We start from the raw sequence: 13,553 nt of genomic DNA on the forward strand, positions 1-13,553 counted from the left end.
GGCACCGCAGCCTGAAGCCGGCGTGATCCAAACGACAGGTCCTAGCGCGCCTGAAGGGGGGCCGGGCGTGCGGCGGAGGTGAACCGATTGAGCGTTGGGCGCGTGGGAGCCGTATCGAAGAAGAGGCCCCTTGCCTGGGCCCTCTGCGGCATGGGCCGATCGGGCTCGGCGTCGGAACGACCGGAGGAACGACAGATGAGGTTGACGCGACCGAAAAGTGCGGCGGTCGGAGCCGTGGCGGTGCTGGGCCTGGCGCTCACGGGCTGCGGGGGCGGAGACGAGCACGCGTCCGGGCACGATGCCGGCGACGCGGTGCCGGTGGCCGCGACCGGCAGCCTGGAACACCTGGCGAGCGAGGCGGGCTGCAAGCCGAACATGCAGACGGACGCGGACACGATCCGCCAGGCCATCTGCAAGAACGCCGACGGCAAGTTCGTCCTCGCGACGTTCGCCACCGACCGCGGTCAGGCCGAATGGCTCAGCGGGGCGAAGGACTACGGCGGCTACTACCTCGTCGGCCGCAAGTGGGTCGCCGTCGGCCCGGAGAAGACGGTCGCGGCGCTTCAGGACTCGCTCGGCGGGGCCCTGGAGGAGGGATCCGCGCACATGAATCCCGGTGGCAGCCACAACAGCACCGGTCACAGCAGCTGACCGCGAGGCATCGGGCCGGCTCAGGAAGTCCGGGCGGGCCCTGGGAAGCAAGCGAAAGCCGGCGGTGGGAAATCCCACCGCCGGCTTCCTTATGTGCCTTGTGCCGCCCTGCTCAGCAGGTCACTGGCAGTTCTGACCGCTGTTGATGCACTGGACCATCTGGTTCATCGTGTTCTGGTCGAAGAAGTTGATGAAGTCGTTGTGGTCGGTGATCGGCTTGTGCAGCTGGTCCGGGAAGGAGTCCACCGCGAAGGGGTTGACGACCTGCCCGTTGTTGATCTGCGGCGCCGCTACGTCGTAGACCAGACGAACCTGGAGCTGCGGGATGGCCTGGAAGCCGTTGGAGCAGCTGCCGTCCTGCTCGACGAAGTCGACGTGCGTCCGGTGGTTGGCGCTGTCGATGTTCTGCCCGTCCCAGCAGCTCTGGAAGAAGGACGTCCGCACCACGGAGCTGCCCTCGGGGCAGATCGGGAACTTGTCCGTCAGCTGGCGGTCCTCGAAGCCGGTGCAGCTCCAGTTCGTGTTGGCGTTGTTCAGGCCGTTCACGAAGGCCTTGGCGTCACCGGTGATGATGCGCAGGGCCGTCGGCATGGCGACGACATCGCTCGTCTTGTTGCCGACGAACTTCAGCTCGGCCTGGCTGGCCTGGATGATCGTGCCGACGTTGCCGTCCTGACCGCCACCGGGGGCGTTGGCGTCGATGTCGTTCTGACCGTCCTGCACACGCAGCACCGGCCAGAAGTACGACGACTTGTCACCCTGGTTCTGGCAGGTCGTGTTGCCGTTGGCCAGGTCCTCGTCGCTCGCGAAAGCGTTGTTGGCCTGGTTGCCGACGTAGTCGTGCTGGTGCTGGGCACCGTTGCTGACACCCGGGGCGACGATCACGTTGTCCGAGTTGCGGTTCTCGTTCTCGTTGGTGCCACAGGCCGTGGTGAACGTGCCCGTCGAACCCGAGTCACCGTTCGCCGGGAGCCCGTTGCCGTTGACGCCCTGCGGGCCGCCGTTCGGCTGGACCTGGGTGATGTCCTGGAAGTCGGCGGCTACCGGGCCGTTGCCGGCCTGACCACCGTTGCCCGCGTCCTGACCGTCGTCGCCCTGGTCCTGGCCGTCATTGCCCTGGTCCTGACCATCGTTGTTCTGGTCCTGACCGTCGTTGTTCTGGTTGCCGCCGTTGTTGTTCTGGTTCCCGCCGTTGTTCTGGTTGCCGTTCCCGTTGCCGTCGACGACCTCCGGCTGCTCGGCCGGCACACCCGTGCACCCGGCGAGCTGGTCGGCCTGACCGGCCTGACCGCCCGAGTTCCGGATGTTGATGTTGATCCGGTCGATGGTGGCCGCGCGCTTGGACTTCAGCGGGCTGAGAATGGCGTTGTCGACGTAGCTGGCGTCCCCCGCCTGAGCCTGACGCGTGTCAGCAAGACGCTTGTAGGCGTCCGTGACCTGCTGGTCCAGCTTCGACAGCTCCAGGGCAACGGCCTTGCGGGCCTTGCGTGGCACCTTGGTGAGCTTCTGGCCGACATCCGGGCAGTCGATCGTCGCGACCTGCGCGGCGGCGGCCTTCGTCTGGTTCTGGGCACCGGTCTTCTCGTGCGCCGAGGCGTAGAAATTCGCCCAGACCAGTCCACCACCGCCGATCGCGAGGGCCGCGGATGCGGCCACGGCGCGAACGGCCAATGGTGAGCGTCGTTTACGTGTGTTGCGTCCCATGGAACTCCTCTGACTTCCTTGCGGGGCTATCGAGGCGCCCGACAGGAGTGAAGCGGCGCCATCAGATACGCGGGGCGTCCCAGGAGTGTTCAGCCGCCTCAGAAATTGGTGAGAGATTCTCGGGACAATTCGACCCCAACTTCACCCGCAATACCGGGAGTTGCGGATCTCTTACGGCAAGTGCCCGACCAGGGGGCGGATATCGTCGAACGGGGACGGACATCGTCGACTTTCGTGCGCTTTCAACGCCCCTGGTCCAGATAGGCGAGTACCGCCAGGACACGGCGATTGTCGTCGTCCGACACCGCAAGTCCGAGTTCGGCGAAAATGTTGGACATGTGTTTCGCGACCGCCCGCTCCGTGACCACAAGATGCCCCGCGATCACCGCGTTCGAACGTCCCTGAGCCATGAGTTCCAGCACCTCCCTTTCCCGGGGCGCCAGCCGCCCCAGCGGCCGACCGTCCCCGGCGCGCCCCGGCGGCAACTGCTGGATCGCCTGCGGGTCCATGTACGCGCGCAGCAGGAACAGGTATTCGGCCAGGACGACTCGCAAGGAATCTCCACGGGCCCGCCCACGGGGCTGCTGACGGGGCTCCTGACGGCCAGGACGCTGTCGAACGTACCGAGCCGCCGCTCGACCCCCGCGAGCCCGACCCGCCCCGACACGGGCCCCACCACACCCGTTGTCGGTGACGACGATCCGCAACGCCCCCTTCCCGTACCGCAGATCGACCCACATCTGCCCGGCGCCGGAGTGCTTCACGGCGTTGGTCAGCACCTCGCTCACCGCGAAGCAGGCCGCCGCCAGTCGGCTCACGCCCGCACCCACGTGACGACCAGAGGTGTGGTGAGGAGCCCGATCCTCAGGACGGGCACGAGGGCGAGGGAGTCGAGGCGGAGCACGAGGAGCAGCGCCGACCCGCTGATCGCGGAGCGCACCCGGCCCGGTCACTGGCGCGAACACCCGTACCGGGGGGTGGTGCCAGGCACGCCCCTGGGCACGGGTGACAGGTCAACGCGCGGTCGGGGGCGTGTACTTGTACCCGACCCGCCGAACCGTCTGGATCGCCTGCCGGTGCTCCGTACCGAGCTTGCGGCGCAGCCGGGCGATGTGGACGTCGACGGTACGGCCGTCGCCCACGTGTCCGTAGCCCCACACCGTGGTCACCAGCTGGTCGCGGGTGTGGACCCGGCCCGGGTGCGCGACCAGGTGGGCGAGCAGCTCGAACTCCAGGTACGTGAGATCCAGCGGCTGCCCGTCGACCTCGGCGGTGCGCTGCACGTTGTCGACGCGTACGAGGGGACGCCCGCCGTCGGCCGTCGGCTGCTCCGGCTCGACGAGGGCCGGCTCCGGGTCCGGGAGCGCGAACGGCAGTACGGGCGGCTGCTGGTCGGCCGGCACGAGCACCAGGTAGCCGATCATCGGCGGCTGGCCCGGCAGCGTGGGCAGGGTGTGCGGGGGAGCCGGGAGCCAGGTGGCGCCCGGCGGCAGGAAGTCCGTGACGTCGACCACCTCGTCCCGGTCGACGGCACGCAGTCGGTGCCGTGCGGAGCCGTTGGGGGACGCGGGGGCCGGGGAGAGAGGAGAGACGGTGGAGAGGGAGCGAGTGGTGGTCGCCATGTGAGGTCAGCTCTTTCGCGCGAGAAGGTCGTCTGGACTGACGTACGTCGACTGCGCGCTGGCCGAAGGCCGGGAGGTACGGCGTTAGAGGGCCGGCGCGTTCATCGCGCGACAACACACCCGGTCGAAGTCATGGTGCTGACGGGAAGGCCAGAAGGGCTCGAGGTCGTGGCGACCTGTCGCGAGGTACTTCTGGAAGCTGGCCATGGTCCCTATTGAAGCAGAGAAGAGGGGAAGCAGAGAAGGGGTGTCCACCGTACGGTGGACACCCCTTCTCACGATCTGGTCTTTCCGCGGATCAGACCTGGCCGGCCTTCTCCAGGGCCTCGCAGCAGGTGTCGACGATCAGTCGCGTCACGAGGTACGGGTCGACGTTGGCGTTGGGGCGGCGGTCCTCGATGTAACCCTTGCCGTCCTGCTCGACCTGCCACGGGATACGGACCGAGGCGCCACGGTTGGAGACGCCGTACGAGTACTCGTTCCACGGGGCGGTCTCATGCAGACCGGTCAGGCGGTCGTCGATGCCGGCGCCGTAGTACTTGACGTGGTCGAGCGGCTTCGAGCCCTCACCGAGGGACTCGCACGCGGTGATGATCGCGTCGTAGCCCTCGCGCATCGCCTTGGTGGAGAAGTTGGTGTGCGCACCGGCGCCGTTCCAGTCGCCCTTCACCGGCTTCGGGTCCAGCGTCGCGGAGATACCGAAGTCCTCGGCGGTGCGGTAGAGCAGCCAGCGGGCGATCCACAGCTGGTCGGAGACCTCCAGCGGGGAGACCGGGCCGACCTGGAACTCCCACTGACCGGGCATGACCTCGGCGTTGATGCCGGAGATGGCGAGACCGGCCTTGAGGCAGTTCTCCAGGTGGGCCTCGACGATCTCGCGACCGAAGATCTCGTCGGCGCCGACACCGCAGTAGTAGCCGCCCTGGGGGGCCGGGAAGCCGCCCTCGGGGAAGCCCAGCGGACGGGAGCCGTCGAAGAAGGTGTACTCCTGCTCGATGCCGAAGATCGGCTCCTGAGCGGCGTACTTCGTGGCGACCTCGGTCAGCGCGGCACGCGTGTTGGACGAGTGCGGCGTCATGTCGATCTCGAGGACCTCGCACATGACGAGGATGTCGTCACCGCCACGGATCGGGTCCGGGAAGGAGGCGACAGGCTTGAGCACGCGGTCCGAGGAGTGCCCCTCGGCCTGGTTCGTGGAAGACCCGTCGAAGCCCCAGATCGGCAGCTCGGCGCCCTTGGCGTCGTCGGCCAGAATCTTGGTCTTGGAGCGGAGCTTGGCCGTCGGCTCGGTGCCGTCGATCCAAATGTACTCAGCCTTGAAGGTCACGGGACCATCCTTCGGGGTGGGTCTAGGCGCACTTGCGGGTGCTGCGGCGCTGCGGCACTGGGGCGCCGCTTCCTGTTGCCCGCGAGCCTGTCAACAGGCGATTTCCCGATCATTGCTCGAATGTGAACCCCGTGTTACCTGGTGTTCTTGTGGTGAGTTTCACGTGCGGAGAGCGACGGGGAGGGGCGGAGGGGCGCCAGGGAAGCCGAAGGCGGAAGCGGCGCCAGGTACTCGTATGCGAAGGGGTTGAGAGGGGGGCGAGGGGGCAGTGAGGGGTTCACGGAACGGGACGAAGCGCCGCACACGGAAGGGCCCTGCCGCCCCTGGCCGAGAGCGACAGGACCCTGGGGCCCGTCCGTCGGACAGGCCCGTGTCCGAGCAGGTGTCAGCGCTGGACTCTCACGCCACCTTCACCCCACCCTCACCCCACCTTCTCGATCAGCGCCCGGCGGATCAGGAACTTGCCGGGCTCGCGCACCTGCTCGAAGGCCGCGTTGTTGAGGAGGGCGCAACTGCCCGAGACCGAGGTGACCTTCACCGTCGTGGACTTGTTGTTGTCCAGGTTGGTGACGCGCAACGTGGTCCCGGCGGGGAACTGGTTGCTGGACGCGGCGGGCGCACCGTCCTCACCGGAGAGGGTGACGGTGGACCCGTTGCAGACCTGCTGCCCGTTGGCAGGCGCGGCAGGGGCGGCGGGTGCGGCAGGCGCCGAGGGCGAGGCGGTCCGAGCCGGCGACGACGGAGACTGAGTGACAGGCTGCGCGACGGGCGGAGTGACCTGGGAGTCCTGAGCCGACTCCCCAACCACACACCCGGACGCTTCCTGCTGCACCTTGATCTGCGCGATGACCGCTTCACGGTTGGCGATCCGGGCGGCCGACTGGGCGTCCGGACTGGCCTTCTGCCCCGCGATGAAGCTCTGGTTGTTGCCGAGGGCGGTGGCGAGCCCCTGGCAGACGGTCGAATCGGCGGCGGTCTGCGCCGCGTTGGAGGTGGCCGCCATGGCAAAGGCACCACCGCCCGCCACCGCCACGGCGCTGACCAACAGCGCGAGCTTCTTCTTCGTACCGACGGTTCTCCTACGCGACATGCGCGCCTCCTGAGGGATAGGGGAGCGGACGTCGCTATGTACGAGATGCCGAACGGCGTTACTCAGCGGTTACGGAAGCCGCCCAAGTAACGTACGTCACACGGCCGTACGGTCATGAGGCCGGACGCCGGGTCAGGGCATCCCGCACGGCGTCGTCGGTACGAGCAACGACGGCAGTGCCGTCATCGGCGGTGATGATGGGCCGCTGAATGAGCCGGGGATAGGCGACGAGCAAGCCAACCCACCGCTCCCGGTCCTCCTCTGCCCGCCCCCACTCCCGCACCCCCAACTCCTTGGCGACGGTTTCCTGGGTCCGGGTGATGTCCCAGGGTTCGAGCCCGAGCCGTTCGAGTACGTCGAGAATCTCGCCCTCGCCGGGAGGCTCCTCCAGATACCGCCGGACGGTGTATTCGGCACCCTCGGCGTCGAGCAGCGACTGTGCTCCACGGCACTTGGAACAGGCCGGGTTGATCCAGATTTCCATGGGGCTCAAGGTACGCGAGAGGCCTTGTGGCCAGGGCCTTTTGTCAGTGCCGAGCAGTAGAATAGAAGCAGTGTTCGAGGGTGTCGCCGGGAGTTCCGGTGCCACTCTGACCGCGACAGGAGGATGCCTGTGCCCGCTGCCGCTCTCAAGCCGTCGCCCACTCAGTCCACCGCCAGGAGGGGGGTCCTGCTCGAACTGCCGTACGCCCCCGTGGAGAAGCGCCCGCTGCCGCCGGGCCGCCCCCGCGAGTGGTACGTCACCCACAACCGCCGCCTCAAGGCGATGCGGTTGGCCATCGCCCTGCTCGACTCGGGCGTCTACATGCCGAACCAGGCCCGCAACGAAACGATCCGCAGCGCGGCGGCCCTGGTCGGCATCCACCCACCGTCGGACACGACCTGCCACATGGTCCGAGCGTTGATGCGCTACTCCCGCTGAACAAGACGCCGGACGGGCTGGGCATTCCAGCCCGTCCGGCACCCTCCAGCCCGGCGGGGGCATTTCAGCCCGTCCGGCGTTTGAGGACGACCGCGTCCAGCCCACGATTTCCCACCCACCCCCGCCGCTTCCGCAGCACAGGCGGCGCCTCTTCCGCGCCGGCCGGGGCATTCCAGCCCGTCCGGCGTTTGAGGACGAGCGCGTTCAGCGCGAGCTTTTCCCCACCCACCCCCGGCCGGCACCCTCCAGCCCGTCCGGCGTTTGAGGACGAGGCCGTTCAGGCCGAAGCGGGGGTCTGGGGGCGGCAGCCCCCAGGGATGGGACGGGTAAGGGCGGCGGGGGCGATCAACTCCGGCAACGCGCGCCCCCACGACGTACAGGCACGGGCCCGGCGCTGGAGAGCGCCGGACCCGTGGCCGTCGTACGCGAATACGACGGTGTACGTCAGTGATCCGTGATCAGAGAGTCGCCGCTGCCGCGGTGATCGCCGAGGCGAAGGTCGAGACCTCGGAGTAGACACCGGGCGCGTTGGCCCGGGCACAGCCGATACCCCAGCTGACGATGCCGACCTGGACCCACTCGTTGGCGCTGTCCCGGCGGAACATCGGACCGCCGGAGTCACCCTGGCAGGTGTCCACGCCGCCGGACGCGTAGCCCGCGCAGATCTCGTCAGCCGCGACAAGTCCGCTGTAGCCGCTGTAGGACCGGCAGGTGGCGTCGCTCACGAACGGCACGGTCGCCTTGAGCATGTACCGCTGCTGGGCGCCACCCTCGGAGGCCGAACCCCACCCGGCGACGGTGAAGGTGCCGGTGTTGTAGGCCGTGGTGGTGGCGATCTTCAGGGTGGACTGGGTGGTGATGGGCGAGGCGAGCTTGATGAGCGCCCAGTCCTTGCCGTTGCCGTTGTAGCCGGGGGCCCGGTACACGTACGTGGACCTGACCTGGACCCGGCCGGTGGTCGACTGGAGGTCCACGACACCGGCGGTCGCCGTGATGCTGGTGTTGGCGCCGGTGCCGCTCACACAGTGCGCGGCGGTGAGCACGATCTGCTGGGTGAGCAGCGAGCCGCCACAGCCCATCGAGAGCCGGACCATGAACGGGAACTCGCCCTGCGCGGCGCGGGTTCCACCGACGACGGGCGCGGGAGCGGCCTGGGCGGAGGAGAGGGGCTGAAGGCTGATGATCGCGAGCGCGGCGGCGCCGGCGGCGACCGTTCTCTTGAGCGCGGTGATGAGCTTCTTCAACGTGATGCCTTCCGTGGGGGGTTGGACATACGCAGAAATGTCAGGCTCATGCCAAATAAACAGAAAGAACTCGTGCGCTTGATGGCATGAGCTGGTCAAAATCTGTTGAAGGATTATGGGAACGCTGTGAGCGTGCCCACAAGGGGCGAAATCCGGCCGCACCTATCGAGCCATATCGATCGAGCCACGTCTATCGGGCCACGTCTATCGGGTCACCGGGCCGGGCCGGGGCTACGCACCGGCGTCGGGCAGCCGCAGCCACTCCGCCCAGGACAGATCACGCCCGATGAACCGAGGCCGCACGAAGGGCCACTCATCGCCGATCCACCGAGGCACAAGCTCATCGAGCGCCTGCTCGACCGCACCCCCCACGGCACTGTCCACAACCCACCAGGAGACCTCGGCATCGGCCCCGGCCTTCTCGGGCGGATCGATGTACACACACCCGAGCTCCACGGACTCATCGCCATTGAGCAGCACGTAGTTGAACGACTCATGGGCGTCGATCTCGGCGGCGTGCCGCTCCAGATCGGCCAGATTGGCCTCGTACGTGATGGAGGCGGCCGGCCACCCCCAGGCCTCCCCGAAGATGCCCCACAGCCGCTCGCGCGAACCCATGACGGTCGGGTAGTCGAGGGCGGCATCGGCCCCACGAATCGGCCGCAGGTGATACCCGCCGGGCACGTCGACGTGCAGCGGGTGGACGAAGTCGCGGGGGAGCCAGGTCATGACCGGAGGCTAATGCCCCGGCAGGCGCCTCGCATCGGGTTATCCGGGGGGAACAGGCCACCGCCGGCCGTATCGCTCCCCGGCGGCGTGCCACCACGCGGGCGGCGAGAATCCGTCAGCGGGCGCGGCCGACCGCCCGGGCTGAAGCCCGAGGGTGCGCAACGCGTCCGCCCCCACGTACACGGTGAACCATCCGCGCCAATGCCCATCGGCCCCCGGCGCGCACGCCAGGTCGTACCGAACCTCGTCCGGCACGAACGGCATCCAGTCGATCCCGCGTTCCCGCAGTCAAGCGCGCAGGGCGGCAAGTGGCCCGGGGCGCCTTGGAAGGTTTTCGCAGGAGGTGACGATGACCCATTCGGTGTCGTCCATACTCACGTTCACCTTCCCGTTCATACGGCACCGGGGGCAGCCGGTGAAGTGGTTCGGGATCGGTCGGGCGGAGCAGCCGCAGCACCGCGGTCCACCAGCGTGCAGCCGCTGGAAGGCTAGGCCCGGTCGAGGAAGGCGGCCCAGGAGCTGGGGAGACGGTGAGGACGGGCCCGTAGGAGCGTCGTCGTAGCCCCGCATGTCGACGAAGAGTGTTCCTCCGGGGAAGCGAGCACGTGCGGCGTGCGCAACGTGCAGAGCCAGCGCGGTCTTGCCCACACCGCCGAGCCCACCCACCGCCGAGATCAACACGGCGTCTGTACGGGTTTCCGTGTTGTCAGGATCGAGTACGTCCAACAGAGCCCTGACGTGCTGCTCACGACCGGTGAAGGCCGTCGGAGGAGCAGGGAGCGCGGACATGGTGGTGAAGCCCGCGCCGCGACCGTGCTCGGCCCGTCCGGTGACGGGGCCGTGGAAGGTGCTACCCCGAAAGTCGTAGTGGTCTCCGTTGCCCACCGATTCCGCCCGTCCCACTACACAGCCCCCCGACTCTTCGCGTTCGTCCTCATCATGGCCCGCCGTCGCGCAAGGGGAGAGGGAGATCGGGGGAGGCCGGACCAGTTGCTCTCTCGTCGGCTGCCGTGACCGATCCCGCGCCGAGGCAGTTAAGGGAAACGTACTTCCGGGAAACGTATTTCCCTAAGTGATCCTGGTGGAGGCCGACCATGCCCCGCCCGACCCGTGAACTGCCCAAACCGGCAGACATGTTCGACCGTGACCGGGAGTGGAGCGAACTGACGGCCTTCGCGTCCGACACCGGCCCGGAAGCCACCCTGGCCGTGGTCTCCGGGCGTCGCCGCCAGGGCAAGTCCTTTCTCCTCGACTCGCTCGCCCGTGCCGCCGGCGGTTTCTACTTCTGTGCGTACGAGGCGACCGAGGCCGAGTCGCTCCGCCGCTTCGGTGAGGAACTGGGCCAGTACACCGGCACTGTCGCCCCCATGCGCTTCGACCGCTGGGAACAGGCGATCGATGCCCTGCTCGCACTCGGCGCGGAACGCCCCCTCCCCGTCGTCATCGACGAGTTCCCGTACCTGGCCCGGGCCACCCCCGCCCTCCCCTCCATCATTCAAGTCGCCTACGGACCACGCCGACCGGAGCGCCTCAACTCCCGTACCAGGCTTCTCCTCTGCGGCAGCTCGCTCTCGTTCATGGGCAAGCTGCTCAGCGGTACGTCACCCCTGCGCGGCCGGGCCGGGCTCGAACTCGTCGTCCATCCCCTCGACTTCAGGCAGGCCGCCGCTTTCTGGGGCATCGACGACCACCGCCTGGCGCTCCTTGTACACAGCGTCGTCGGCGGAACCCCCGCCTACCGAAGGGAGTTCGTCCGCGACGACGTCCCCGTCGACCTGGCCGACTTCGACGCCTGGGTCTGCCGTACGGCGCTGTCCCCGCGCTCCCCGCTCTACCGAGAGGCCCGTTATCTCCTCGCCGACGAGTCGGACCTGCGGGACCGCGCCCTCTACCACTCCGTCCTCGCCGCCCTGGCCTCCGGAAACGGCACGGCGGGCCGGATCGCCGGCTGCCTGGAGCGGCCTATCAGCGACATCACACACCCTCTGACCGTCCTCCAGGACTGTGGACTCGTACGGAGGGAGACGGACGCGTTCCGAGGGAACCGCAGCGTCTACCGAGTGGGCGAGCCGCTCATCGCCTTCGACCACGCCGTCTCCCGGCCCAAGCTCGCCCTGCTGGACCGGGGGATGGCCGAGCACGTCTGGGAGACCGCCCGGCCCCGCTTCCTCTCCGCCGTCGTCGGCCCGCACTTCGAACAGGTCTGCCGGGAGTGGGTGGCCCACTTCGCGGCGCCGGACACCTTCGGCGGCATGCCCATCGACGTCTCGTACGGGACGGTCCCCGACCGGACGGCCCGTACCAGCCACGAGATCGACGTGGTCGTACGCGGTGCGGTGGGCCAGGACAACGGCGTACTGCTGTCCCTGGGTGAGGCCAAGTGGGACCAGGTGATGGGGACGGGGCACCTTGAGCGCCTGCGGCAGGCCGAACGGCTGCTGGCGGATCGCGGGGTCGACACGTCCGCCGTACGGCTCGCCTGCTACAGCGGGGCAGGGTTCACCGGGGATCTGCGGGCTGCGGAGAGGCGGGGGGAGGTGGTGCTGGTGGATCTGGCGCGGCTGTACTCGGGTGAGTGAGTCGGGCGGCCTCTTAGGACAGTATCTGGCCTAATTTCTTCCTACCGTGTCCCCATGACTACCCCCGACACCGACGAGCGGGACGACGTACTGAACGGCATACCGGTCATGACCTTCGCCGACGCCCCCGCCCTCGACGCCTGGCTCGCCGCCCACCCCGCCCCGCAGCCCTCCGCCCTCTGGGTGAAGGTCGCGAAGAAGGGGGCGGGGCTGGTCTCCGTCGACTTTGTCGACGTCAATGACGTGGCCCTCTGTCATGGGTGGATCACCGGTCAGCGCAGGCGGCTCAACGGCTCGTACTTCCTGCAGAAGATCACCCCGCGCCGGCGGGGCAGCGCGTGGTCGATGGTCAATGTGCGGCGGGTGGCGGAGCTGGTGGCGGCCGGGCTCATGCGGCCCGGTGGCCTCGCGGAGGTCGACGCCGCCAAGGCGGACGGGCGGTGGGAGGCGGCGTACGAGTCCCAGCGGGACGCCTCCGTCCCGGACGACCTCGTCGCCGCACTGGAGCGCGAGCCCCGCGCCAAGGCGGCCTTCGAGGCGCTCGGCAGGTCGGGGCGGTACCAGGAAGCGCTCCTGCCGCTGCTTACCGCACGTACGCCGGACACCCGGGCCGCGCGCCTCGCGGCGGCCGTCGTCAGGCTGGCGGAGGGGGCGGCAGGGTCCCGGCTCTGAGTGGCCGCCGGGTCACCGGCACCGCCGCGCCTCCGCCCGCCCGCCCGAAGTCTCGCGCGGAATTACAGGCGGAGTCGCACGCGGACTTGCGCGTCGCGTCACGCGTTCCTGATCGCCGAGATGTCGAAGTTCAGCTTGATCTTGTCCGACACCAGCACGCCACCCGTCTCCAGGGCCGCGTTCCACGTAAGGCCCCACTCCGAGCGCAGGATCTCCGCCTTGCCCTCGAAGCCCACGCGCTCGTTGCCGAACGGGTCCTTCGCCGCGCCGTTGAACTCCAGGTCGATGGAGATCTCCTTGGTGGTGCCGAGGATCTCCAGGTCGCCGGTGATGCGGTAGTCGTCGCCGCCCAGGGCCTCTGCCTTGGTGGAGCGGAACGTCATCGTCGGGAACTCGTCCGTTTTGAAGAAGTCCGCGCTCTTGAGGTGGCCGTCGCGGTCGGCGGAGCCGGTCTCGATGCTGTCCATCTTGATGTCGAGGGACGCCGTCGAGTTGGCGGGGTTGGTGCCGTCGAGGTGCAGGGTGCCCTCGAACTCCTGGAAGCTGCCCTTGACGTTCGTCACCATGGCGTGCCGGGCGACGAAGCCGATGGTCGTGTGCGACGGGTCGATCGTGTAGTCGCCGGTCAACGCGGCGAGCTCCGGGGTCACGACTCCGGTGGCCGTGGCGGTGTCGTCGTCGGTGGTCTTGCGGCCGAAGATACCCATGACGTGCTCCTTGGGGGACGGGTTGTTGAAGCTTGAATCAATCCAACGAAAGGAACCGTAGTCCTATTCCGTTCAATGTTCAACATCATCCGTGGCGTGTTCGCGACGTTACTCCAAGTGCCGTGGTCTCGCTCGGCGTGACAGGGGCGTTGCCTCGACAGCTTTGTGCGACTCCTACAACCCGAACGCCCCCTGAGCAGTCGGGTCGGCTGCATGCCGACGTTGTTCTGTTCAGGGGTACCAGGAAAACGCGCCGGAGACTGTACGGAGTCGACGGCCCGGTTTTCTTGCTCGACTTCGTAAGGT

General features: G+C 68.3%; 13 protein-coding genes and 1 pseudogene. 4 read left to right on the plus strand and 10 right to left on the minus strand.

Annotated elements, in window-relative coordinates:
• Nucleotides 1–195 precede the first annotated feature (195 nt).
• Nucleotides 196–651, plus strand: a complete 456-nt coding sequence (locus ACWDR4_RS01335) for a hypothetical protein (protein ID WP_450402344.1) — start codon at nucleotides 196–198, stop codon at nucleotides 649–651.
• Between the two features lie 120 nt (nucleotides 652–771).
• On the opposite strand, the gene ACWDR4_RS01340 is transcribed toward ACWDR4_RS01335, so the two are convergent.
• From ACWDR4_RS01340 to ACWDR4_RS01370, 7 genes and pseudogenes are all read right to left on the minus strand, one after another.
• Nucleotides 772–2,355, minus strand: coding sequence for a DUF1996 domain-containing protein (locus tag ACWDR4_RS01340; RefSeq protein WP_450402346.1), 1,584 nt, complete (start codon nucleotides 2,353–2,355; stop codon nucleotides 772–774).
• Between the two features lie 242 nt (nucleotides 2,356–2,597).
• Nucleotides 2,598–2,864: pseudogene (locus ACWDR4_RS01345) on the minus strand (LuxR C-terminal-related transcriptional regulator); the annotation flags it as partial.
• Between the two features lie 305 nt (nucleotides 2,865–3,169).
• Entirely contained in the window at nucleotides 3,170–3,295 is a 126-nt protein-coding gene (locus tag ACWDR4_RS01350; protein WP_450402348.1) for a hypothetical protein, read from the minus strand.
• A 73-nt stretch (nucleotides 3,296–3,368) separates the two neighbouring features.
• Entirely contained in the window at nucleotides 3,369–3,977 is a 609-nt protein-coding gene (locus ACWDR4_RS01355) for a winged helix-turn-helix domain-containing protein (RefSeq protein WP_450402351.1), read from the minus strand.
• A gap of 298 nt (nucleotides 3,978–4,275) precedes the next feature.
• Nucleotides 4,276–5,304, minus strand: a complete 1,029-nt coding sequence (gene glnII / locus ACWDR4_RS01360) for a glutamine synthetase (protein WP_450402354.1) — start codon at nucleotides 5,302–5,304, stop codon at nucleotides 4,276–4,278.
• 421 nt (nucleotides 5,305–5,725) lie between these two features.
• Nucleotides 5,726–6,394 (minus strand): hypothetical protein, encoded by a 669-nt coding sequence (locus ACWDR4_RS01365; protein ID WP_450402356.1) that lies wholly within the window; start codon nucleotides 6,392–6,394, stop codon nucleotides 5,726–5,728.
• A gap of 112 nt (nucleotides 6,395–6,506) precedes the next feature.
• Complete coding sequence (locus tag ACWDR4_RS01370) at nucleotides 6,507–6,878, minus strand: ArsC/Spx/MgsR family protein (RefSeq protein WP_450402358.1); 372 nt, start codon at nucleotides 6,876–6,878, stop codon at nucleotides 6,507–6,509.
• 129 nt (nucleotides 6,879–7,007) lie between these two features.
• Between ACWDR4_RS01370 and ACWDR4_RS01375 the strand changes: the two genes are divergently transcribed.
• A complete protein-coding gene (locus ACWDR4_RS01375) occupies nucleotides 7,008–7,316 on the plus strand; it encodes a hypothetical protein (RefSeq protein WP_450402361.1) in 309 nt (102 codons plus the stop codon).
• Between the two features lie 458 nt (nucleotides 7,317–7,774).
• On the opposite strand, the gene ACWDR4_RS01380 is transcribed toward ACWDR4_RS01375, so the two are convergent.
• Both ACWDR4_RS01380 and ACWDR4_RS01385 read right to left on the minus strand, forming a co-directional pair.
• Nucleotides 7,775–8,560: a serine protease gene (locus ACWDR4_RS01380; RefSeq protein ID WP_450402362.1), complete on the minus strand. Its 786-nt coding sequence runs from the start codon at nucleotides 8,558–8,560 to the stop codon at nucleotides 7,775–7,777.
• Between the two features lie 231 nt (nucleotides 8,561–8,791).
• Nucleotides 8,792–9,289, minus strand: coding sequence for an N-acetyltransferase (locus ACWDR4_RS01385; protein ID WP_450402364.1), 498 nt, complete (start codon nucleotides 9,287–9,289; stop codon nucleotides 8,792–8,794).
• 1,094 nt (nucleotides 9,290–10,383) lie between these two features.
• On the opposite strand from ACWDR4_RS01385, the gene ACWDR4_RS01390 reads away from it, so the two are divergent.
• On the plus strand, nucleotides 10,384–11,868 hold the full coding sequence (locus ACWDR4_RS01390) for an ATP-binding protein (protein ID WP_450402366.1): 1,485 nt from the start codon (nucleotides 10,384–10,386) through the stop codon (nucleotides 11,866–11,868).
• 54 nt (nucleotides 11,869–11,922) lie between these two features.
• Nucleotides 11,923–12,540 carry a YdeI/OmpD-associated family protein gene (locus tag ACWDR4_RS01395; RefSeq protein ID WP_450402369.1) on the plus strand — a complete coding sequence of 206 codons (618 nt, stop codon included), beginning with the start codon at nucleotides 11,923–11,925 and terminating at the stop codon, nucleotides 12,538–12,540.
• 98 nt (nucleotides 12,541–12,638) lie between these two features.
• Here ACWDR4_RS01395 and ACWDR4_RS01400 read toward each other — a convergent pair whose 3' ends face one another.
• Entirely contained in the window at nucleotides 12,639–13,247 is a 609-nt protein-coding gene (locus tag ACWDR4_RS01400; protein ID WP_450402372.1) for a YceI family protein, read from the minus strand.
• Nucleotides 13,248–13,553: the final 306 nt, after the last annotated feature.

The organism is Streptomyces sp. NPDC000878 (assembly GCF_053599695.1).